The organism is Paraburkholderia bonniea (assembly GCF_009455625.1).
In the GTDB taxonomy this organism is placed as follows: Bacteria; Pseudomonadota; Gammaproteobacteria; order Burkholderiales; family Burkholderiaceae; genus Paraburkholderia; species Paraburkholderia bonniea.
This window is the reverse complement of sequence record NZ_QPEQ01000001.1, coordinates 50,940-73,147: the sequence shown is the minus strand read 5'-3', so window position 1 is coordinate 73,147 and position 22,208 is coordinate 50,940. Positions and strand designations below refer to the sequence as shown.

General features: G+C 60.1%; 19 protein-coding genes. 14 read left to right on the top strand and 5 right to left on the bottom strand.

Going from position 1 to position 22,208, the window contains the following annotated elements; all coding sequences use genetic code 11:
- Nucleotides 1-54: 54 nt before the first annotated feature.
- Entirely contained in the window at nucleotides 55-816 is a 762-nt protein-coding gene (locus GH656_RS00305) for a phytanoyl-CoA dioxygenase family protein (RefSeq protein ID WP_153074060.1), read from the bottom strand.
- Between the two features lie 379 nt (nucleotides 817-1,195).
- Between GH656_RS00305 and GH656_RS00300 the strand changes: the two genes are divergently transcribed.
- Nucleotides 1,196-1,549 carry a hypothetical protein gene (locus GH656_RS00300; protein ID WP_153074059.1) on the top strand — a complete coding sequence of 118 codons (354 nt, stop codon included), beginning with the start codon at nucleotides 1,196-1,198 and terminating at the stop codon, nucleotides 1,547-1,549.
- A gap of 98 nt (nucleotides 1,550-1,647) precedes the next feature.
- Here the strand turns inward: GH656_RS00300 and GH656_RS00295 are convergent, their stop codons facing one another.
- Together GH656_RS00295 and metK are read right to left on the bottom strand one after the other, a co-directional pair.
- Nucleotides 1,648-4,059, bottom strand: coding sequence for an ATP-binding protein (locus GH656_RS00295; RefSeq protein ID WP_153074058.1), 2,412 nt, complete (start codon nucleotides 4,057-4,059; stop codon nucleotides 1,648-1,650).
- A gap of 329 nt (nucleotides 4,060-4,388) precedes the next feature.
- Entirely contained in the window at nucleotides 4,389-5,576 is a 1,188-nt protein-coding gene (gene metK, locus GH656_RS00290; protein WP_153074057.1) for a methionine adenosyltransferase, read from the bottom strand.
- Between the two features lie 274 nt (nucleotides 5,577-5,850).
- Between metK and GH656_RS00285 the strand changes: the two genes are divergently transcribed.
- The 9 genes from GH656_RS00285 to hslU all read left to right on the top strand — a co-directional run bounded on the left by GH656_RS00285 (nucleotide 5,851) and on the right by hslU (nucleotide 15,272).
- On the top strand, nucleotides 5,851-6,735 hold the full coding sequence (locus GH656_RS00285) for a lipid A biosynthesis lauroyl acyltransferase (RefSeq protein WP_153074056.1): 885 nt from the start codon (nucleotides 5,851-5,853) through the stop codon (nucleotides 6,733-6,735).
- Nucleotides 6,736-6,794: 59 nt separating this feature from the next.
- On the top strand, nucleotides 6,795-7,658 hold the full coding sequence (gene dapF / locus GH656_RS00280; protein ID WP_153074055.1) for a diaminopimelate epimerase: 864 nt from the start codon (nucleotides 6,795-6,797) through the stop codon (nucleotides 7,656-7,658).
- A gap of 64 nt (nucleotides 7,659-7,722) precedes the next feature.
- On the top strand, nucleotides 7,723-8,451 hold the full coding sequence (locus GH656_RS00275; RefSeq protein WP_153074054.1) for a DUF484 family protein: 729 nt from the start codon (nucleotides 7,723-7,725) through the stop codon (nucleotides 8,449-8,451).
- 24 nt (nucleotides 8,452-8,475) lie between these two features.
- Nucleotides 8,476-9,399, top strand: coding sequence for a tyrosine recombinase XerC (gene xerC, locus GH656_RS00270; RefSeq protein WP_153076495.1), 924 nt, complete (start codon nucleotides 8,476-8,478; stop codon nucleotides 9,397-9,399).
- A gap of 191 nt (nucleotides 9,400-9,590) precedes the next feature.
- Entirely contained in the window at nucleotides 9,591-10,793 is a 1,203-nt protein-coding gene (locus tag GH656_RS00265) for a class I SAM-dependent rRNA methyltransferase (protein WP_153074053.1), read from the top strand.
- 153 nt (nucleotides 10,794-10,946) lie between these two features.
- Nucleotides 10,947-12,047 (top strand): CobW family GTP-binding protein, encoded by a 1,101-nt coding sequence (locus tag GH656_RS00260; RefSeq protein ID WP_153074052.1) that lies wholly within the window; start codon nucleotides 10,947-10,949, stop codon nucleotides 12,045-12,047.
- A 531-nt stretch (nucleotides 12,048-12,578) separates the two neighbouring features.
- Nucleotides 12,579-12,998 carry an RNA polymerase-binding protein DksA gene (gene dksA / locus GH656_RS00255; protein WP_153074051.1) on the top strand — a complete coding sequence of 140 codons (420 nt, stop codon included), beginning with the start codon at nucleotides 12,579-12,581 and terminating at the stop codon, nucleotides 12,996-12,998.
- Nucleotides 12,999-13,370: 372 nt separating this feature from the next.
- Nucleotides 13,371-13,907, top strand: a complete 537-nt coding sequence (hslV, locus tag GH656_RS00250) for an ATP-dependent protease subunit HslV (RefSeq protein WP_153074050.1) — start codon at nucleotides 13,371-13,373, stop codon at nucleotides 13,905-13,907.
- 9 nt (nucleotides 13,908-13,916) lie between these two features.
- The gene (hslU, locus tag GH656_RS00245) at nucleotides 13,917-15,272 is read left to right on the top strand and encodes an ATP-dependent protease ATPase subunit HslU (RefSeq protein WP_153074049.1); all 1,356 of its coding nucleotides are present in this window, start codon (nucleotides 13,917-13,919) and stop codon (nucleotides 15,270-15,272) included.
- Between the two features lie 144 nt (nucleotides 15,273-15,416).
- Here the strand turns inward: hslU and GH656_RS00240 are convergent, their stop codons facing one another.
- Together GH656_RS00240 and GH656_RS00235 are read right to left on the bottom strand one after the other, a co-directional pair.
- Entirely contained in the window at nucleotides 15,417-15,959 is a 543-nt protein-coding gene (locus GH656_RS00240) for a response regulator transcription factor (protein ID WP_153074048.1), read from the bottom strand.
- Nucleotides 15,960-16,033: 74 nt separating this feature from the next.
- Complete coding sequence (locus GH656_RS00235; RefSeq protein ID WP_153074047.1) at nucleotides 16,034-17,284, bottom strand: ATP-binding protein; 1,251 nt, start codon at nucleotides 17,282-17,284, stop codon at nucleotides 16,034-16,036.
- A 186-nt stretch (nucleotides 17,285-17,470) separates the two neighbouring features.
- On the opposite strand from GH656_RS00235, the gene GH656_RS00230 reads away from it, so the two are divergent.
- The 4 genes from GH656_RS00230 to slmA all read left to right on the top strand — a co-directional run bounded on the left by GH656_RS00230 (nucleotide 17,471) and on the right by slmA (nucleotide 22,159).
- The gene (locus tag GH656_RS00230; protein WP_153074046.1) at nucleotides 17,471-19,111 is read left to right on the top strand and encodes a tetratricopeptide repeat protein; all 1,641 of its coding nucleotides are present in this window, start codon (nucleotides 17,471-17,473) and stop codon (nucleotides 19,109-19,111) included.
- Nucleotides 19,112-19,722: 611 nt separating this feature from the next.
- Nucleotides 19,723-20,622 (top strand): acetylglutamate kinase, encoded by a 900-nt coding sequence (gene argB / locus GH656_RS00225; RefSeq protein ID WP_153074045.1) that lies wholly within the window; start codon nucleotides 19,723-19,725, stop codon nucleotides 20,620-20,622.
- The gene (locus GH656_RS00220) at nucleotides 20,619-21,377 is read left to right on the top strand and encodes a pyrimidine 5'-nucleotidase (protein WP_174769663.1); all 759 of its coding nucleotides are present in this window, start codon (nucleotides 20,619-20,621) and stop codon (nucleotides 21,375-21,377) included. Before argB ends, GH656_RS00220 begins: the two co-directional genes overlap by 4 nt.
- A 38-nt stretch (nucleotides 21,378-21,415) precedes the next feature.
- Nucleotides 21,416-22,159 (top strand): nucleoid occlusion factor SlmA, encoded by a 744-nt coding sequence (gene slmA, locus GH656_RS00215; RefSeq protein ID WP_153074044.1) that lies wholly within the window; start codon nucleotides 21,416-21,418, stop codon nucleotides 22,157-22,159.
- Nucleotides 22,160-22,208: the final 49 nt, after the last annotated feature.

The window sequence follows — 22,208 nt, the reverse complement described above, 5'->3', positions numbered from 1 at the left end:
CCGAATCCGAGTCGTCAGGCCCGCACGCCGGTCTGCCCCGGGCCGCACAACTTGCTACAGCGCGACGTCCGCCAGCGACGCTGAACGCGAGCCTGGCAACGGCGCATTACTTGCGCCGTGATACGTGAAAGCCAGCGAAAACTTCACCTGATCCGACAGATTCTTGCCTGCCGAATGCAGCGTCTTGCAATGGAAGAACACGACGTCGCCCGCATTGAGCGTGGGTGAAACCGCTTGCTGGATCAACGTTTGGTTCTCTGGCAGATCGGAGCGGAAGAAGCGGGCCGCGTCAAAGCAACTGGACGCGAGTGTTGCGTTATGCGATTGCGGCACGAACCACAAGCCACCGTTCTCGACGGTTTCAGGCCCCAGCGCGAGCCATACCGACACCAGATCATCCCGCTCGAACGACCAGTAGCGCATATCCCGATGCCAGCCGGTGAGGCTGCCATAGGCCGGGTGCTTGGTCATCATGCAGTTGTGATGGGCGCGCGATAAACATGCTGATTCGCCAAAGTAGCGCTCCATCCAGCGTTTAATCTCCGGCGCGCAGGCCCATTCCTGAAACAGCGGATCGCGCGCATAAGCGTCGAGCAGCCGCCGCACGGTGTGCCCGCCTGGTGCGTGTTTTGAATCGGGCGCGCCGGGGTAGCGCAAATCTGCTTCGAATTCGAGCGGGGCGGCGGCTTGCTGGAGCTGCAACTGCGCAATCTGTTTGAGTTGCTTGCAGCGCTCCGGCGCAACCATTCCCGGAACAACGACAAAACCCTGGTCGCGCAAGGTTTGGATGGACTCTTGGTTCGACTGGACTGACATGGGGTGTTCCGTGGCTTGTGGCTCTCTACTGGCGGATGCGCGATTGTAAGACGAGTGCCTTGGCAGCGTGAGGCGCGGCCGTTTTTGCGAGAGGGAGCTGAGGAGCGATGGGCGATACAGCAGAAAAACAGAAAATCGAAGGTAAGAAAAAGAAGATAGCGGGTAAAAACTGGCTTTCGGGTGTCAGATTTCGCGTGTAGCCTGTGTTGAATGCGGTGTGCCAACGGCATCAACTACATCAGCTACACGGTGCAGATGCCTTTTCTGACAGGCTTTCCCGGCTATCTGGCGGATGTCTGACGGCTATCAGGCACAGTTTTTGCATACTTTTTTGACCGGTTATCGCCTGATAACTGTCACGCTGTATCTTATTGAAGCTATGAATACCTTTTTTACTTCCAGACTGACCCGCGCCGCTTTTCAGGCGACGCGCCCATCCCGTGGCCGTGTGGTGCGAGCGCTGCGGCACCATGTCGCGCGAGCTCGGGCTCTGGCGGCGCAATGGCGTGAGATGCATGCGGCGAATAGCGGGGTTCGTGCCTGGTTCCGGCGTTTTTTCTCTGCGTTGCGTTTGCCGGGCAACTCGCGCCAGTTTTTACCGCGTGCTTTGTTTCGTCGGCCCGCGATGTTGCGCCGGCCCGTTGCGCTGCCCGCCCGCCTGCCAGGAATGGGGCGTCGGCCGCGCCGGATGTCACCAGCCAGCGCCGACTGGTTCGCTTTCTCCGGGCGCTGAGCGCTCCCGCTTCCCCTTCCCTTGGCTGGCAGTGGCAGGTGCTGAACGCCTGCCACTGCCACACGTTCACTCCTACTCCCGCGCCGCAGAAAGCTGGTTCAAGCCGTTAAACGCTGCTCTCGCTGCACGCTTTTGCGCGCCGCGTCGATGCGCTGTTGCAGCGTGTCGCGTGTGACGCGTGTTTGCATGTGCCACGCCGCCTCGCGCAGCAATGCATGGCAGAACGAGTAGCTATCTGCGGCGCGCGGCGTAATCACCCGATGCGCGGCGAGCACATCCAGCAGGTGTGTTAGTGCTGCAGGTGTGCTGTCCAGCACCTCAGCCAGAAGCGTCACAGAAAACTCATTACCGATGAGCGCTGCGCAGAGCGCGACGGCTTTGGCCTCTCCGGTGGCATCAAGGCGCGCCACTAGCATGTCGTGCAAGCGGGGAGGAATCGTGCCGGATTCCGCATGAGCGGCAGTAAAGGGCGTGGCGAGTATGTCGCGGGCACATTCTTCGAGAAAGAGCGGCACGCCATCGGCCATGCGGAGGATTTGCTCACGGCGGGCCGGATCCAGCTCCGCGCCGTTAGACCAGTAATTGAACAGATGCTCCTGCGCTGGCTGTTCCAGCGGGCCAAGCCGTTGCCGCGTGAGGCGTGCCAGCGCACTGGCGGGCAAACGAAAGGACGGACGCGCGCTCAGGATCAGGAAGCGTTGAGGTAATGGCGTATCGAGCAGGCTGACGATAAAGGCGAACGTCAGCGGGTCAGCCCATTGCAGATCGTCAATCCATAGCAGTCCGCCTGGCGGGACCAGACGTGCGAGGTTTTCGCGCAGATGTCCTAGCGTCATTTCGCGCCTGAGCGACAGATTGGCCGCTGAGGCTGGCTGGCGCAGAGCCTGGACGGGCGGTTCAGATGGTGTTTCCAGCGCGGCCAGCGCGGCGCTGGCGCGCAATGCCGCTAGTGCCGCACGGCCGCCGTGCCAGTCCGCACCGTGCTGCCATACGCGCATATGGCGAGCGAATGGATGCAGCGCTGTATCCATCCCATCAGGCTCGCAGGCGAGATCCAGGCCAGGTAAGCCCAGTGCGGCGCGATAGCCCGACACCAGCGAGGTTTTGCCGATCCCTGCTTCACCGGTGACAAGCACCGCATGCTGACGCGCGCGGGCGTGCGCGAGTGCTTCTAACGCATGCGTGCGGCCAGAGAGTGGCTGACGCGGCACCTGCGTGCGACGCCAGCCACGCACCTCATAAGCCTGCACCTCGGCGAGGTTCATCGTGCCGCAGCGTGTGTAGACAAACGCTGCGTCAAGCAGATGCCGGGTGGCGTCACTGATTACCAGCGATCCGGCACCGGCCTGCGCGGCAAGCTGTTCTGCGATGCGCGTTGCCATGCCCGCGCAGTCTGGCGTGCAGTCGGCCTCTGAGGCCACGACTGGCGCGGAATGCAGCCCGATCCGGAGCGCGACGCCGCTTGATGAACCGGTTGCCTGAAGCACCGCGAGTGCAGCGTGGACAGCTTGCTGGGCCGCACGCTCAAGCGCTGTGGGAAAGCCAAAGTACGCCAGCAGATTGCCGCGCGCTTCTAGGCTGACGTAACCGGCCGCTTCTCGCAGCCATTGCGCGCAGCGTTGCCGCAATGGCTCCAGCAAGGCGAGCTGATCTTCCGGATCGGTGCAGGCGCTGGCACGCAGATCGCAGCACAGCACGGTGACCTGACGGCGCAGATAACGCGGCTCAGCAATCAAGGGTGATGGATGAGCTGAGGCGCTGCCAGCGGCGAGCGCATAGGTTTCAGCCGACGGTTGCGTATCTAGTTCGCTGGCTAGCGTTTTAATGCAATGCGCCAGCGTGATCTGGGCTTCTGCCTGCTGGCCGCTCTTTACCAGAATGTTGAGCAGTAGCTGCCAGGCGCTTTCGTCCGCAGGTGCCAGGGCGACGAGATGCCGCGCGTGGGTGCTCGCTTCATGCCACGCGGTATGCCGCGCATGGCCCTGCGCCAGATCGCGCAAGACCGCCTCGGCACGGCCAGCAAAGGATTGGCGCTGGGTCTGAAGCCACTGTTCCAGCGAGGGGGCATCTGTGACCTCAAGCCCTTGAAGGAACGGGCCGCGATACAGTTCAGCCGCTCGCGCTAGCGTGCTCAGTTGCATGCGTGAATGGAGCTTGCCTGCGCCATCCACGACATGCAGGCCACGCGCGGTGTGCTGCAAAAATTCTCGGGTGTCACACTGGAAATGCAGGTTGGGATTGAGGCGAAGGGTGTGCCGGTTGGCTTCGACCAGTTGCTCGTCAAGCGTCGTGCGCAAATGAAACAGCATGCGCTTGAGCCGGTCCCGGCCGTCTTGCGTAGTGCGCCCGGGCCATAGCAGTTCAGCGAGGTGGTCGCGGGTATGAAAGCTAGGTTCGAGAATCAGCCATGCCAGCAACGCCCGCGCCTTGTTGTATTTCAGCGTGAGCGGCATGCCAGCGCGCTGAAGCTGCAAAGGGCCAAGCAGAGAAAACGATAGTGATGCGCGCATGATTGCCTGAATGGCGCGGCCATACGTCAGGAAGACGCGGCCTGGCCCAAATAATCATTGAGACTTCACCCTTGCGCGTGTGGCTGCCGGTACGAAGCGGCGGCCAGGTTGGGTGAATGAAAGGCGCGATCATAAAGGAGCCGCTTGACGGCCGGAAACCTGCAGAAGCTATTTTTACCAGCCGCCCGCACAAAAATTCATCGCGCATGACGCGTCGCTGGCCCAGAAACAAAAAACCCGTCTGATGACGAAAGCGCGTCAGACGGGTTTTTGCTTTATCGCAATGTGCTTACCTGGCGGCTCGCCAGGCAACCTGCGTTACAGCATGGTCAGGCAAGGACTGCGACAGGTTCCGTGCCAGCGGCTTCGGCCAGAAGCAGCGCTTTATCGGTGGTTTCCCACGAAAACTCAGGCTCTTCACGGCCGAAGTGGCCATAAGCCGCTGTTTTTTCGTAGATCGGGCGCAGCAAGTCGAGCATCTGGATGATGCCCTTTGGACGCAGGTCGAAGTGCTCTTGCACCAGACGCGTGATGGTGGCATCAGAAACGCGGCCAGTGCCAAACGTGTTGACCATCACCGAAGTAGGCTCCGCCACGCCAATCGCATACGAAACCTGGATCAGGCAGCGCGATGCGAGGCCCGCTGCGACGATGTTCTTCGCTACATAACGGCCTGCATAAGCGGCTGAACGGTCCACCTTCGATGGATCTTTGCCCGAAAACGCACCGCCGCCATGAGGTGCTGCGCCGCCGTAGGTGTCGACGATGATCTTGCGGCCGGTCAGACCGCAATCGCCTTGCGGGCCACCAATCACAAAACGGCCAGTGGGGTTCACGAGAAACTTGATATCGCCTTTGATGAGCTCTGCGGGCAGGATCGGCTTGATGATTTCTTCGATCACGGCTTCGCGCAATGTGGACAGCTCGATATCGGGCGAATGCTGGGTCGACAGCACGACCGTATCAATGGCGTGCGGCTTGCCATCGACATAACGCACGGTGACCTGGGATTTGGCATCCGGGCGCAGCCATGGCAGGCGGCCATCCCGGCGCAGATTGGCTTGACGCTCGACCAGACGGTGCGACAGGTGAATCGGCAACGGCATCAGTTCGGTGGTTTCGTCGCAGGCATAGCCGAACATCAGGCCCTGGTCGCCCGCACCTTGATCGAGGTTGTTGTCATGCGCGCGGTCTACCCCTTGGGCGATATCCGGGGATTGTTTGTCGTAGGCGACGAGCACGGCGCAACCACGGTAATCAATCCCGTAGTCGGTGTTGTCATAGCCAATGCGCTTGATGGTTTCACGGGCGATCTGGATGTAATCGACATTCGCCGTGGTGGTGATTTCGCCTGCCAGAACGACAAGACCCGTGTTGCACAGGGTTTCTGCTGCGACACGGGAGTATTTGTCTTGCGCGAGGATGGCGTCGAGGATGGCGTCGGAGATTTGATCCGCGACTTTATCTGGATGGCCTTCTGAAACGGATTCAGAAGTAAAGAGAAAATTATTGGCCACTTTGTGCTCCCTTGTGGTTACGGTTGAATTTCACGTAGCCAGCTTCGGAAGATTGAAGCGGCGACGCTTTAGCGGAAAACCTGGCCGGATACGATGTGTGCTGCTTTACATGGCATCCGGCTCGCTTCGCCCCGCAAGTTGTCTATTAACTCGGCGAAGCCACTATTATAGCGAACTCTTAATGTGTCGTCGGGTGCCTGCCCGCGCGAACTACTAATCTATTTTTATTCTGGCCAGATACGGCAATATCTGGCGCTTTGCATGGAGGCGCTGCATGCTGAGCCATTTAGGCGCAAAACTGGCTATCGGGCTGTTAAAACTACTGGCGCTGCTGCCATATGGCTGCATTGCCCGGATGGGGGATGGACTAGGCTGGCTGCTGTATCAGATACCCAGCCAGCGTAAACGGATTGTCCATATCAACTTGTCGCTGTGCTTTCCGGAGTGGAGCGCGGAACACCGCGAAGTGATCGCACAGAAGCATTTTCGTCATGCGATCCGCAGTTATCTGGAGCGCAGCGTGCAATGGTTCGGTTCAGCGAAAAAACTCGAAAAGCTGATTCAGCTCGATAGCGAAATTGATCTGAGAGATCCTGATTTGCCGCCCACGTTGTTTTTGGGTTTTCACTTTGTGGGTATCGAGGCGGGTTCGATTTTTCTGAACTATTCGCTTAAACGCACTTGCGGCTCGCTGTATCAGCCGATGTCGAATGCCGAGCTGGATGCCGCCGCCAAAGCCGCCCGCGGCCGTTTCGATGCCGAAATGGCCAGCCGTGCCGACAGCGCCCGTGTGGTGCTGCGCTGGCTGCGTGAACGCAAGCCCGTGATGCTGGGTGCGGATATGGATTACGGCATGCGCAACTCCACGTTCGTGCCGTTCTTTGGCGTGCCGGCCTGCACGCTGACGGCGGTCGGACGGCTGGCGCAAGTCGGGCGCGCCCAAGTGGTGCCGTTTATTGGCGAAGTGCTGCCTGATTACAAAGGCTATCGGCTGAAAGTGTTCAAGCCATGGGACAACTATCCCAGCGGCGACGACGAAGCCGACGCGCGCCGGATGAATGCCTTTCTGGAACAACAGATTCCGCGTATACCGGAGCAGTACTACTGGGTGCACAAGCGCTTCAAAACGCGCCCGCCCGGCGAGCCTGGCGTGTATTGAGGCACTTTTGCGGCACTTGTGCCGCCAGCCTGCTTGCTGAGTCCCATTACAATGGCGCGATGAAACTCAAATTCACCAAAATGCATGGCGCAGGCAACGATTTCATCGTGCTTGACGGTTATACCCATCCTGTTGTTCTCACCCCAGAGCAAATCCGCCAGCTAGCCGAACGCCATCGCGGCATCGGCGCGGATCAACTCCTGCTGGTTGAGCCTCCCACCATCGAAGGTGTCGATTTCCGCTATCGCATCTTCAATGCCGATGGCGGCGAGGTCGAGCACTGCGGCAATGGCGCGCGGTGCTTCGTCAAATTTGTTCACGACAGCGGACTGACCACCCAGCGCCAGATTCGCGTTCAGGTGCAAAACGGTCTTCTCACCCTCACCCTGCAAGACGATGGCGAAGTCCTCGTCGATATGGGCCGTCCGGTCTTCGAGCCAGAACGCGTGCCGTTCGAGACGCGTGGCCTTGAAGCTCGCCGCGAAGGCGATGACACGCTCTGGCCGCTTGAAATCAATGGCGTGACGCGCTGGGTTTCGGTGGTTTCGATGGGTAATCCCCATGCGGTGCAGCTCGTTGACGACGTAGAGGCGTTCCCAGTTGCGCTTGAGGGGCCGTTGATCGAGCAGCATCCGCGCTTTCCCCGGCGCGTGAATGCGGGTTTTATGCAGATCGTCGGACGGCATGCCGTCAAGCTGCGGGTCTACGAGCGCGGCGCGGGTGAAACCCTCGCTTGCGGCACGGGCGCATGCGCGGCAGTGGCGGCGGGAATGCGCCGGGGCTGGCTGGATTCGCCCGTCACGGTGCAGACCCATGGCGGCGTGCTGACGATTGCCTGGGATGCGGCCAGTGAGCACGCGCCCCTCATGATGGCGGGCCCCGCCATCACAGTTTTTTCAGGCGAAATCGACCTGGCCGGTTAGCCTCCCGGCCTGCTTGCAGTGCCAGAGCGACGGCACCCATTCCTTATTCCTGTTAGCGGACATCATGAACGACCGAGAAATCGCTGAATACCTGCTGGCTACGCCCGAGTTTTTTGTCGAGCACGCTGAGATGCTGGCCACGATCCGGCTGGCGAACCCGCATGGCAAAGCTGCTGTGTCATTGCAAGAGCGGCAGATGGAAATGCTGCGGGAAAAGAACAAGTTGCTTGAGCGCCGGCTCGCTGAGCTGCTGCGTTACGGCCATGAAAATGACGGCATCGCCGCCCGTTTCACGCGCTGGACTGCGCGCGTGATGGCCGAGCGCGATCCGCACGCACTGCCCCGCACGATCACGGTGGGCCTGCGCGAAGTATTCGACGTGCCACAAGCCGCGTTGCGCGTCTGGGATCTGGCCGAGCCTTATACGCAAGCCGCTTTCACACGCCAGGCAGGCGAAGAAATGCGTTTGTTCGCCAATAGCCTGGCAACACCGTACTGCGGCGTGAACACCGGTTTCGAAGCCGCGCAATGGCTGGTGGTGCCCGGTGCTGTCGCGCCCACGGTCGTGCCGGATGAGGCGCTTGCCACTGAGGCCGGGGCGGGCAATGCAACGGAGTCCATCGCGCTGCTGGCGCTGCGTGATCCGGAAGCCGCCGCCGATGCTCCGGCCTTTGGCTTGCTGGTGCTGGGCTCGCCTGACGCGCGGCGTTTCCATGACGGCATGGCCACGGATTTTCTGACTCAGATCAGCGCGCTCGCCAGTGCTGCGCTGAGCCGTCTGTTGCCGCGTTAAAGGATGCCCGCCGTGTCAGCCGCCATGACAGCCGCCGATCCAGTCGCCACCTATTTGTCGATGCTTGAACATGAGCGCCGGCTGTCGGCGCATACCTTGCGCGGCTATACCCACGAACTCGAACAATTGAAGCAACTGGCCGCTGGCCGCCCGCTCGCCAGCCTGAACACGGCAGATATTCGTGGCGCTATGGTGCGTGCCCATGGCGGCGGGTTATCGCCGCGCTCACTGGCGCACCGGCTGTCAGCATGGCGCGTGTTTTATCACTGGCTGGCGGGGCAGATCGAATTGCCGTCGAATCCGGTAACCGGCGTGCGCGCCCCCAAGCAAGCCAAACCGTTGCCCAAGGCGCTGTCAGTCGACGATGCCCAGACGCTAATGAATGCCCGGATGGATAACGATGCAGTAGGGCTGCGTGATCGCGCGATTCTCGAACTGTTTTATTCGTCGGGCTTGCGTCTGGCGGAACTGGTTGGGCTGGATGTGCAGTTTGTTGAGCAGGAGGGCTATCGTTCTTCCGGCTGGCTGAATCTGACGGAAGCGGAGGTGATGGTACTGGGCAAGGGCAACCGGCGGCGCACCGTGCCAGTCGGGCAGAAGGCACTTGAGGCACTGCGGGCGTGGCTCGCGGTTCGTCCGCAATGGCTGCGCGAGGAGCCTCATGCGCTTTTTCTGTCCACCCGTGGCAAGCGCATGCCGATGAATAGCGTGCGCGACCGGGTCAAGCATGCCGCCATCGTCGCGGGCATTCCGGCGAATGTGCATCCGCACGTGCTGCGTCATTCGTTTGCCACGCATCTGCTGCAATCGTGCGGTGACCTGCGCGCGGTGCAGGAGTTGCTGGGGCACGCCAGCATTGCCTCTACCCAGGTGTACACCTCGCTGGATTTTCAGCATTTGGCGAGTGTCTATGACGCCGCCCATCCCCGCGCCAAAAAGCGCAGCTAATGGGTTGTGCCCGGCTGCACCCGGCTACCCCCGGGCGCGCCTGGTTTCATTGGTCTTTAACCGTTTTCACAAGACGTCATGTCCGCGTCTTCAGAGGCCTGACTGAACCCGCTTCGTGCTGGCTCGGTCAGGCCTTCTGCCGTATTTCGCGGCCCATTGCTTTACTCCCTGGCTGGAACCTTCACGAAGTCATGAATATCGTCACGCTGAAATCATCGAAAGAAAAATCGCTGCTACGCCGTCATCCGTGGGTGTACGCCAACGCTATCGAGCGTGTGGCGGGCAAGCCAGCGTCTGGCGCGACAGTGCTGGTGCAGGCCCACGATGGCCGCTTTCTGGCCCGCGCCGCATGGAGCGGGCATTCGCAGATCCGTGCGCGCGTGTGGAGCTTTGATGAGGCGGAACCTATCGACCACGCATTTTTCAAGCGGCGGATTCAGCGTGCGTTGCTGCACCGCCAGGCGATGGTGCACAACACCGGCGCAGTCCGGTTGATTTTCGGCGAGGCAGATGGCTTGCCGGGGCTGGTGGTCGATCACTACACCGGCGCTGATGCGCCGCAGCGCGGCCAGTTGGTCTGCCAGTTCATGGCCGCGGGCGTCGAGGCCTGGAAAGAAGCGATTGTCGCGGCGCTGATCGCGGTGACTGGCTGCCCGAATGTCTATGAGCGCTCGGACGTGTCGATCCGCGCGAAGGAAGGGCTGGAGCAGATCACCGGTGTGCTGGCAGGCGAGGCCCCTCCCGAGACCCTGGTGGTCAGCGAAAACGGCGTGCGTTATCACGTCGATGTGCTGCATGGCCACAAGACGGGCTTTTATGTAGACCAGCGCGATAACCGCGCGCTGGTGCAGCAGATGGCTGCCGGGCGCGATGTGCTGAACTGCTTTTGCTATACCGGCGGGTTTTCGCTAGCGGCGCTGGCGGGTGGGGCGCAGCGGGTGGTGTCGATTGATTCATCAGGCGAAGCGCTGGCGCTGGCGCAGCGCAATGTCACCGTGAATGGCTTTGACGCCGCGCGCGCCACCTGGCTGGATGCCGATGCGTTCAAGACGCTGCGCCGCCTGCACGATGATGGCGAGCGCTTTGATCTGATCGTGCTCGACCCACCCAAGTTCGCCCCTTCGCGTGAGCACGTTGATCGCGCCGCGCGCGCGTACAAGGACATCAACCTGACGGGCTTCAAGCTGCTGCGGCCGGGTGGCTTGCTGTTTACCTACTCGTGCTCGGGGGCGATTGACGCGGAGCTGTTTCAGAAAATCGTGGCTGGCGCGGCCGCTGATGCGCGGGTGGATGCGCGGATTCTGCGGCGCCTCGGTGCCGGGATGGATCATCCGCTGCTGAGCGCTTTCCCTGAAGGGGAATACCTGAAAGGCCTATTGCTGCAAGTTGGCTGAGCCCGCATAGTTTCGTCTGGCGGCGCGGGCAATAACCCGCAGCGGCATGCGGGCTTGACAGGTATGTTCCAATAGCCAGTCCGATTAACGCGGCGTTGATCACGCTGTAACGCCGCGGCATTTTCTGCTTCATCCACTTAAAACAGGCCAAACATGATTCCAGTCACCATCCTGACCGGCTTTCTCGGTAGTGGTAAAACCACGCTGCTCAAACGCATCCTGAATGAAAAGCACGGCATGAAAATCGCCGTGATCGAAAACGAATTCGGTGAAGAAAACATAGATAACGAAATTCTCGTGCAGGACAGCAACGAGCAAATCATCCAGATGAGCAATGGCTGTATTTGCTGCACGATTCGCGGCGATTTAGCGCGTGTGCTGGGCGACCTCGCGGCGAAAAAGCGCGCGGGCGAACTGGATTTCGAGCGTGTGGTGATCGAAACCACTGGCCTTGCCAACCCGGGCCCTGTGGCGCAGACATTCTTCATGGACGATGAAATTGCGGAAGCATTTTTGCTGGACGCGATCATCACGCTGGTCGATGCCAAACACGCTGGCCAGCAGCTCAATGAGCATGAGGTGGTGCAGCGTCAGGTGGGGTTTGCTGACCGGCTGTTCATTACGAAGGCCGATCTGGTAGATGAAAAAACGCTGGCTGAACTGCGCCACCGTCTGGTGCATATGAATCCGAAGGCGGCGCTCAAGGTCGTTAATTTCGGCGAGGCCGACATCAAGGAAATTTTCGATTTGCGCGGTTTCAACCTGAACGCGAAGCTGGAAATCGACCCTTCGTTTCTCACCGAAGACGATCATGACCACGCGCATCACGAGCACGGCCACGCGGACCATGATCATGCAAGTTGCGACCACGATCATGGGCATTGCGCTCACGAGGGCCATGAAGGCCACGCTCATGATCACGCGGGCCACCACCATCACCACCACGCGCACCACGACGACAAAATCAAGTCGTTTGTGTTTCGCAGCGACCGCCCATTCGACCCTAACAAGCTGGAAGATTTTCTGGGCGGCATTTTGCAGATTTACGGCGAGCGCTTGCTGCGCTACAAAGGCGTGCTTTCGATGAAAGGCGTTGACCGGAAGGTGGTGTTCCAGGGCGTGCACCAGATGATGGGCAGCGACCTGGCAGCCAAATGGCAGCCCATCGAGAAAAAAACCAGCAAGATGGTTTTTATCGGCATCGACTTACCCCAAGATCTGATCGTCGATGGGCTTAACGCCTGCCTTGTCTGAGATCTGCATTGCGTACCCAGAATGCCGCCTGCCAGGCACCGCCTGGCGGCGGTTTAAGCCCCACTGAAACACTGTGGTTTCAGGAATACCCGTAGATTCATCGCTTTTTAAGAATCGACCGGCTATATTTTCGAGATACCGGGGCGAGCCGTAATTTCCCCTGATTGCGATACTACACAGTGATTCAGTTACAATACGGCCCGCTGGAAAAGGACAACGATTTGCCTGCTTTGGCTGCCCGGTTAAATGCAATAAGTTTTCGCAACAAGTTCATGCCGGGCGGGCGATAGCGCTGGGCCGCTATCCAGAGCGCGCACCAGCATGCTGAACAGACCGGCAATACTCACGGCCGGCAATGGGGTAACGCCCTATGGCATCTGAATATCGGTTTCCAGAGGGTTCGCGGCCCCGCATCGACGCTACCGCGCCACGACAATGCACCGTCGGTGTGTGCGGCGCGATTTAGCGCTACCAAGCGTACTGTTGCGGGCAATATGTAAGAGTTTTGCCCCACATTAAGAAGCAAGCCAGATGACGACGAAACGACTCTTGACCGAAGACGACATCCTGAAGATGGGCGACAAGGATTATATGAACGCGGATCAGCTCGCTTTCTTCAAGAGCAAGCTGGAGCAGTTGCAAGCAGAGATTGTCCGCAACGCGGGCCAGACCACTGAGAATCTGCGTGAAACAGTCATCGTGCCGGACCCGGCTGACCGGGCGACAATCGAAGAGGAACACGCTCTCGAATTGCGCACCCGTGACCGTGAACGCAAGCTATTGAAGAAAGTGCAGCAATCGCTGGCACGGATCGACTCCGGCGATTACGGCTGGTGTGAAGAAACCGGCGAGCCGATTGGCATTCCACGGCTGCTGGCGCGCCCTACGGCCACGTTGTCGCTCGAAGCACAGGAGCGGCGCGAGCTGCGGCAAAAGCTGTTTGGTGATTGATTCAGATTCAGGCGAACGCGGGTTCGCATTCTCTTTCGCAGGTTTCGCTAAAAAAGCGCACGGTAAAAGGTGCGCTTTTTTTATGCCTGTATTTTCCGCTTATCCGTTGTGGCTGGAGTGGGGGCGTTTGAATACGCCCTGGTTGTTCCGCGCCGCGTGACGGTGTTTTTCAGCACAGCGTTCAACTCAGCCCTTGATATGACCACACGCGCCCTAAACTGACGCAGCTCATGCCCGGCGCGAGCTGGTCTGCGCGTCGAGTCATTGAGTAAGTAGCCCGTTCATACAGGCTGCGGGTGCGGTTAGCATCCCTGATTCCAGCGATGGGCGAGTTTGCCGTCGCGTTTTACCTGCTTTGCAAAAGGAACGCATATGGAGCAATTTCACGGCACGACGATCGTCTCCGTGCGATGTGGTGGCACGGTCGCGCTAGGTGGCGACGGTCAGGTCACCTTGGGCAACATCGTGATGAAGGGCGGGGCGAAAAAGGTTCGGCGCATCTATAACGACCAGGTGCTGGTGGGTTTTGCGGGCGGTACAGCCGATGCGTTTGCGCTGCTCGACCGGTTTGAGGCGAAGCTCGAAAAGCATCAGGGCAACCTTACCCGTGCCGCTGTCGAACTGGCTAAAGACTGGCGCACCGACCGCATGTTGCGACGGCTTGAAGCCATGCTGATTGCGGCTGATGCGCAAACCACGCTGGTGCTGACTGGCAATGGCGATGTGCTCGATCCCGAAGGGGGCATTTGCGCGATTGGTTCAGGCGGCGCGTATGCGCAGGCCGCAGCAAAAGCGCTGGCTGCCAATACCTCGCTGTCAGCACGCGAGATCGTCGAAAAATCGCTCGAAATTGCCGGTGAAATGTGTATTTACACCAACCATAACCGCGTCATCGAGACCATCGAGTAAGGAGCCAGGATGAGCACCATGACCCCAGCCGAGATCGTCTCCGAACTCGACAAGCACATCATTGGCCAGGACCGCGCCAAGAAAGCCGTCGCCGTGGCCTTGCGCAATCGCTGGCGGCGTCAGCAAGTGGGCGAGCCGCTACGCCAGGAAATCACGCCGAAGAACATTCTGATGATTGGCCCGACCGGCGTTGGCAAAACAGAAATCGCCCGGCGTCTGGCCAAACTGGCTGACGCACCCTTCATCAAGATCGAAGCAACCAAATTTACCGAAGTGGGTTATGTCGGACGCGATGTCGACAGCATCGTGCGCGATCTGATCGAAATTTCGCTCAAGCAGACCCGCGAGACCGAAATGCGCAAGGTCCGCACCAAAGCCGAAGACCAGGCGGAAGACCGGGTGCTGGATATCTTGCTGCCCACGGCACGCCCGGCGGGTTTCACGGCTGGTGCGCTCGCTACGCCGTCACAGGCTCCTGAAGAAAACAACACGACGCGCCAAACGTTGCGCAAGCGTCTGCGCGAAGGCTTGCTGGACGATCGTGAGATCGAACTGGATATCGAGCTGCCGCAGGCGGGCATGGACATCATGGGGCCGCCAGGAATGGAGGACATGACCGAGCAGATTCGTTCGATGTTCGCCAACATCGGCGGCGGCAAAAAGGCGCATCGCAAGATGAAGGTCAAGGAAGCGCTGAAGCTGCTGACTGACGAAGAGGCCGCCAAGATGCTCAATGATGAAGAGGTCAAGAGCAAAGCCGTGCAGAACGTCGAGCAAAACGGCATCGTGTTTCTGGACGAAATCGACAAGATCGCAGCGCGCAACGAAGGTGGCGGGGGTGGTGAGGTGTCGCGCCAGGGCGTGCAGCGTGATTTGCTGCCGCTGGTCGAAGGCACGACGATCAACACCCGGTACGGCATGGTCAAAACCGATCACATTCTGTTTATCGCCAGCGGGGCGTTTCATCTGGCCAAGCCAAGCGATCTGATTCCTGAGCTGCAAGGGCGCTTTCCGATTCGGGTCGAACTGGATTCGCTTTCAGTGAAAGACTTCGAGGCGATCCTCGTGGCCACCGACGCCAGCCTCGTCAAGCAATACCAGGCACTGCTGGCGACCGAAGATGTGCACCTCGATTTTGCCGCTGACGGTATCCGGCGTTTGGCCGAGATTGCGTTTTCAGTGAACGAGAAAACCGAAAACATCGGTGCCCGGCGGCTTTACACCGTGATCGAAAAGCTGCTGGAAGAAGTGTCGTTTGCGGCGGGCAAGCATGCTGGCCAGACCGTTTGCATTGATGCCGCGTATGTTGATCGCGCGCTCAATGAAGTTGCCGATAACGAAGACCTGTCGCGCTACGTGCTGTAACAGCGCTCAGGGTAGCGAGTAACCGTCGTGCCGCAGGGCAGGCGCAGCGTAGCTGCTCCTGCCCTGTCTGCTTTCTGGCCTGATGGCGCGTGTTTGATTCGTCCAGTTGATTTGGCTATACAGCGGCCTTAACTACATCCCGCCTTACTGCTTGACCGGCCGCTTGGCCAGCTTGCGTTGCAGCGTGCGCCGGTGCATGTTCAGCGCCCGGGCCGTGGCGGACACATTGCCCGCATGCTCCGCCAGCACGCGCTGGATATGCTCCCATTCAAGCCGTGCCACCGATAGCGGCACGGGATGTTCCAGCGCTGCATCTGCCTGCAGCTCGCTGGCTTCGCTTTGCAGCGCGGACAAGATGGTTTCGACGTTAGCGGGTTTGGCCAGATAGTTGTCAGCGCCTTCCTTCACCGCCTGCACCGCTGTGGCAATGCTGGCGTAGCCGGTTAGCACCAGCATCCGCGAGTCAGGCTGCAGGTCACGCAGCGGGGCAATTAGCGTGAGTCCTGAATCGTTGCCCAGATGCAGGTCAATCGTGATCTGGCCAAACGTGGCCTGCTGCGCCAGCCGCAGCGCTTCGCTGGCGCTATGCGCCTGCTCGACGACGTAGCCGCGCCGCGTCAGGCCGCGCGCCAGGATGCCGGCAAATACTTCGTCATCGTCGATCACCAGAAAATTCATGTTGTTCATACCTGCTTCTCCGTTTGCGAAGGGGGCTTCATGCCCCGTGTCTGGTTGATCGTGCGTTGCTTTCTGCTTCTTGTTCATGCGGTTAGTGGTAAGCGCAGCACAGCGCGCGTGCCACGTGTCTTGCCTTCCTGGATATCGCTTAATTCGATTGAGCCGCCTAGTTGCAACGCGGCGGAAAACGCTAGATATAACCCGACGCCATGGCCGCCCTGAGTGCTATCCACTGGCATCGTGCCTAGCGAGCCGCGCAGGGCTAGTGGAATGCCCGGGCCCGCATCCCGTACTTCGAACTCGATGAATTCGCCAGAGGTGCTTTGCGTGACCTTGAGCGTTACGTGGTCGCTGCTAGCGCGTGCAGCGTTGTCGAGCAGGATGGTCAGAATCTGGCTGACTGCCACGGTGTCGTCCAGGCTGAGCGAAGCCGGGGCGGTGCCCAGGCATTCGAATTTGACATGCGGGTGGCGCAAGCGCCATTGCTGCACAAATGATTCGAGCCACGCGCCGAGGGTTTGCCGGGTGTCCGCGGTTGACGCCTGGCTGCGTAGCCGCGCGAGCGCCGAGATGCACAGCGACATTTGCTGCTCAAGCAAGTTGAGATCGGTCGAATAGGGTTTAAGGCCAGGATCGGTGCGCACGGCTTCCTGTAGCTCTTCAGTCAGCATCGAGATGGTGGAAAGCGGCGTGCCGATTTCGTGAGCGACGGTGGCAGCCTGCACGCCGAGCGCGACCGCCCGTTCATCGCGCAGCAAACGTTGCCGGGCGTTGCCCAGCGCTGCATCGCGCTGGCGCAGCGCACGTGACATCCGGGCAACGAACCACGCGATCAGCACGACGCTCACCACGAAGTTGATCCACATCCCGGCGCGATAGTAGTCAAACAGGTTCGCGGGATTGTCGAGGTTCAGCGGCACAGAATTAAAGCTGAGCACCGCATAACAGGCAACGGCGAAGGCGGCGAGCCACGCCATCAGATACCACGGCAACACAGCCGCGGCGATGGCCAGCGAAGGCAGATAGAGCGAAACAAACGGATTGGTGGTGCCGCCGGAAAGAAACAGCAGCGCGGATAGCGCCCCCAGATCCACCCAGAGCTGACCAAATAGCTCGAAACTGGATTCGGGTTTTTGCCGTGCGACCCGCAGCCAGGTGAAGCCGTTAAACAACACTTCGAGGCTGATGACCAGCAACATGGCCGGAAGCGGTAGATGGACCCCAATAAAAATCTGGACGAACGCGATGGTGACGAGCTGGCCAATGATGGCGAGGCTGCGCAGCCAGAACAAATGCCCGAGATTGACCCGTCCGGTATTGGTTATGCGATGCATCGCGGCAGTTTACCCGTTTGCCCAGGTTTCTTCGGGATGGCGTGACGGTAATCGTTGCTATGATTGCCGGCGATTTTTTCTGGCATTTATCAGACGTTTCCTGGGTGTTTCCGAGAAATTTTCTGGGAAATGCCCTTAGGCATTGCATATTTATCTGATTTTCTATGCCTTCTTATCTGACTTTCTATGTCTTCATCTGACGCTAACTACTCTGGCTTGCCCATCTTCACCGCGTTCCTGAATCATGCTGACGAAGCGCAGCAACAAGGGCGCGCCGAGGTCTGCGCGACCTGGCTGCAAGCGGCGAGCTATTTCCATCCAGTTGCTGACGCTGACCTCGAAGCGCTGGCCTTACAACTGTCCAGGGATCAACAGCAAGACGCTGCGCTGAAGGTGATTGGCAGTCTGGCCAGCATGCGGCCGGACAGCGTGGCGGCACAGTTTTTACATGGCTATCTGCTGCAACTGGCCGGGCTGCATGCCGAGGCGCTGGCACCCTACCAGCGCGCGCTCGAATTGAACCCCGATCATCCCAAGTTGCGCAATAACCTGGCATCTGCCCTTCAGGTGGTGGGCGAGAGCGTGGCGGTAAGGCTCCAGATGCTCGAAAGCGCCGCCCAGACTGACCCAACGGATGTCGACGTTCTGGCCAACCTGATGGGTGTGAGACGCGAGAGCGGGGATTTGCCGAGGGCGCTGGAGGATGGGCGTCGCGCGCTCGAACTCGATCCCGATCATCTGAAAGCGCTAAACAACTATTCGCTGGTGCTGAAAGAAGCGCAGCTTTGGGAGGAGGCCGAGCGCTGTGCGCGGCACGCTTCTGAGCTTGTGCCAGATGAAGCGATATACCGGTTGAATCTGTCGCTGCTGCAACTGGTCCGCGGAAATTACGCCGAAGGCTGGTTGACGCATGAGGCACGCTGGCTCGGTGCAGAGGAGCTTCGCGGCAACCGCCCGCCAATACCGGGTGCCCAGTGGCGCGGTGAGCCGCTTGCGGGCAAAACCTTGCTGGTCTGGGGGGAGCAGGGCGATGGCGATCTGCTGCAGTTTTGCCGCTTTATTCCATTGCTCGCCGAGCGGGTGCATCGGGACGGCGGCCGCATTGTGTGGAATTCATTTGCGCATATGGGCGCGCTGCTTGAACGCAACCTGGGCACATATGTGGATGCCTACTCGTCGGATCCCAGAGTCGAAGCGCTGCCATCGTTCGATTACGAACTCTCGCTGGCGAGTGCGCCGCTGGTACTCGACACGCGCGTAGACACGATTCCTGCCAAGGTGCCTTATCTGGCGCCGCTGCCTGAGGCACTGGCGGCATGGCGTCAGCGTCTTGCCGGAGAGAAGCGGCTGAAAGTCGGCCTGACATGGACCGGCAGTCTCAGGCATCAACGCAATCCGTTTCGCCGGGTGGGTTGGGAGCGTTATGCCGAGTACTTCGGCGGCATGGACAACGTGGTGTTTTATTCGCTTCAGCCAGGTGCGCAAGCAGATGTTGCCGCCGCGCGTGAGGCGGGCTTTGAGATCGTCGATTTCAGCGCGGAATGGCGCAGTTTTGATGACACAGCGGCTTTTGCCAGCGCGCTTGATCTGGTGATTACGGTGTGTACCTCAGTGGCCCATCTGAGTGGTGCGCTGGGGCTGCGCACCTGGGTGCTGCTCGATGTCAATCCGCACTGGACGTGGCTGCTGGAGCACGAAGACACCCCGTGGTATCCCACTGCACGGCTGTATCGGCAAGCAGAGTTTCTGCAGTGGGGGCCGGTATTCGAGCGTGTCAAGTCGGACCTCACCGCACTGGCGGCGCAGCACCGGCCATCTGGCGTTTAGTCTGGCTCGCTGCGGTCATTCAGCGGGGCTGGCGGGTTAGCGCTGCGAGCCAGTTCTGCTGCGAGGCAGGCTGGACAAAGGCAGCCCGTACCGGCCAGCCGATGCGCTGGCGCAAGCACCGGTAAAGCCTCACACCAGCAGGCAAACGGCGCGCTTGCCTCTACGCTTGCCTCCGCTTTTGCCATGCTCATGCCACAGATAAATTCAGCACCACAGCTGGCGCAATGGTTGTGGTTAGCGCTGAGGTGGGGCGGGGCGTCTGGCTGATTCATTGGAACCATTGGAATTATTGGCGTATTCGTGCGGTGGCGGGCTAGTCCGCCAGGGCAGCGCATCATGCCACGCGCCGTCTGCATTTTCGTTGGCCACATAAGGACATGCGCCGCGCAACAGGCATCGGCATAGCCATGCCGGATACGCGCTGAAAACCATATTGAACGGGCTTCTGCCGCTGATAGCCATCGGTGGCGGTGACTGCGCCTCAAGCCCTGCACGCATCTTCTGACAGCGCTTGAGCCGGTCTTTACCCAGCCTTGTCTGAACCCGGTTGTCAGGCACTACTCCTGTACAATCCGCCGTTGTTTTAACCGTCCGTGCCTGAGTCAGCCGCCATGTCCGAGCTTCCCGCCCTTTCGCAGATTGCGCCCACCCTGAAGGCAGAAATACTTGCCGAGGCGCTGCCTTATATCCGCCAATACCACGGTAAAACCGTGGTCATTAAATACGGCGGTAATGCGATGACTGAAGAGCGGCTGAAGCAGGGCTTCGCTCGTGATGTCATCTTGCTCAAGCTGGTTGGCATTAATCCGGTCATCGTGCATGGCGGTGGTCCGCAGATCGATCAGGCGCTCAAGAAAATCGGCAAGCAAGGCACCTTCGTCCAAGGCATGCGCATTACTGACGAAGAAACCATGGAAGTCGTCGAATGGGTGCTGGGCGGTGAGGTGCAGCAAGACATCGTGACGCTCATCAACCATTTCGGTGGTCAGGCCGTTGGCTTGACAGGCAAGGACGGTGGCCTGATCCACGCCCGCAAGCTGATGCTGCCGGATCAGGAGCATCCAGGCCAGTACATCGACATTGGCCAGGTGGGCGAGGTGGATTCGATTAATCCGGCTGTGGTCAAGGCGCTGCAGGACGATGCGTTCATCCCGGTGATTTCCCCGATAGGTTTTGGCGTAGACGGCCTGTCGTACAACATCAACGCCGATCTCGTCGCAGGCAAGCTGGCCGTGGTGCTGAACGCCGAAAAGCTCGTGATGATGACGAATATTCCAGGCGTGATGGACAAAGCCGGCAACCTGCTGACCGATCTGTCCGCCCGCGAAATCGACGCGCTTTTTGCCGATGGCACGATCTCCGGCGGGATGCTGCCAAAAATCTCGTCGGCACTCGATGCCGCAAAAAGCGGTGTGCGCTCGGTGCACATCATTGACGGCCGGATCGAGCATTCTGTTTTGCTTGAGATTCTGACCGACCAACCGTTCGGCACGATGATCCGTTCGCATTGAAACCCACCCCCCCTTCAATTCACTCACGGCGGCGCGCTCGCACAGCTTCGCGCCGCCGTCCTCAGGTCGAAGCGGGCCAGCCGGTCTGGCTCTTCGATCTCGACAACACCTTGCATCACGCGACGCACGCCATTTTTCCGGCGATCAACAGCGCGATGACGCAATACATCATGGATACCCTGCAGCTCGAACGCGCCGAAGCCGATGAGCTGCGCACGGGTTACACGCAGCGTTACGGCGCCACGCTGATCGGCCTCGCGCGCCACCATCCCGTTGACCCCCACGAGTTCCTGCACTACGTGCATACGTTTGCTGACTTGCGTTCGATGCTGCGCAGCGAACGGGGCCTCGCGCGGCTGCTGGCCGCACTCCCTGGCCGCAAGATCGTGCTGACCAATGCCCCTGAAGCGTATGCCCGGGCGGTGCTGGCTGAACTGGGCATTGCCCGTCTGTTCGAGCGCGTGATTGCGATTGAACACATGCGCGAGCGCCGTCATTGGCGTGCCAAGCCGGATCTGGCCATGCTGCGCCAGACCATGCGTGCTGCGCGTGTGCCGCTGTCCGACGCGATTCTGGTTGAAGACACGCGGGGGCATTTGAAGCGTTACCGGCGGCTTGGCATCCGCACCGTGTGGATCGTGGGCCACCTGCCACTCAAGGCGCGTACCGCTGGCGGGGCCGCGCGGTTGCCCGGAACCGGCCGGCCGCATTATGTTGATCGCCGCATTCAGTCGTTAAAATCGCTCAGAGCCTGACCCTCTGAATTCGCCCACGGTGATGGAAAGGATGCCTCATGGCGCCAACCCGCAAGCTTGACGATGTCCCATCAGGATCAGCCGTCGCTAACGGCGTGCGTGCGAAACGGCTCAAGCCAGGTGAGCGGCGCGTGCAGATTTTGCAGACGCTAGCGACGATGCTGGAAACACCCAAAAACGAAAAAATCACGACCGCCGCGCTCGCGGCGCAACTGGAGGTTTCCGAAGCCGCGCTCTACCGGCATTTCGCCAGCAAGGCGCAGATGTTCGAAGGGCTGATTGAATTCATCGAGCAGACCATCTTTGGCCTGGTGAACCAGATCACCACCAAAGAGCCAAATGGCGTGCTTCAGGCGCGGGCGATCGCGCTGATGCTGCTGCACTTCGCCGCGAAAAACCCTGGCATGACACGAGTGCTGACCTGCGAGGCGCTAGTCGGCGAGCATGCGCGTCTGACCGAGCGCGTGAATCAACTGCTCGAACGTGTCGAGGCGTCGCTCAAGCAATGCTTGCGGCTCGGCTGGCAGGAGGCCAGTCGCGCAGAGGCCGCAGAAGCCTCTGCCGCGCAGGAGGCCACGGCGCTGGCCGCACCTGCGCTGCCCGCTGCTGTGCCCGTTGCACTGCCAACGGCTGTGCCGCTGCCTGCGGGCTATGACGCCGCGCTGCGCGCCAGCCTGGTGCTGAGCTACATCATTGGCCGCTGGCATCGCTATGTTCGTAGCGGCTTCGCGCGTGCGCCGGACGAACAGGCCGATGCCCAGCTAAGACTCATCCTGCAGTAATCCGGTAACTCAGTAATCCGTTCGTCATGGTTTGCTGCAAGTCGGCGGT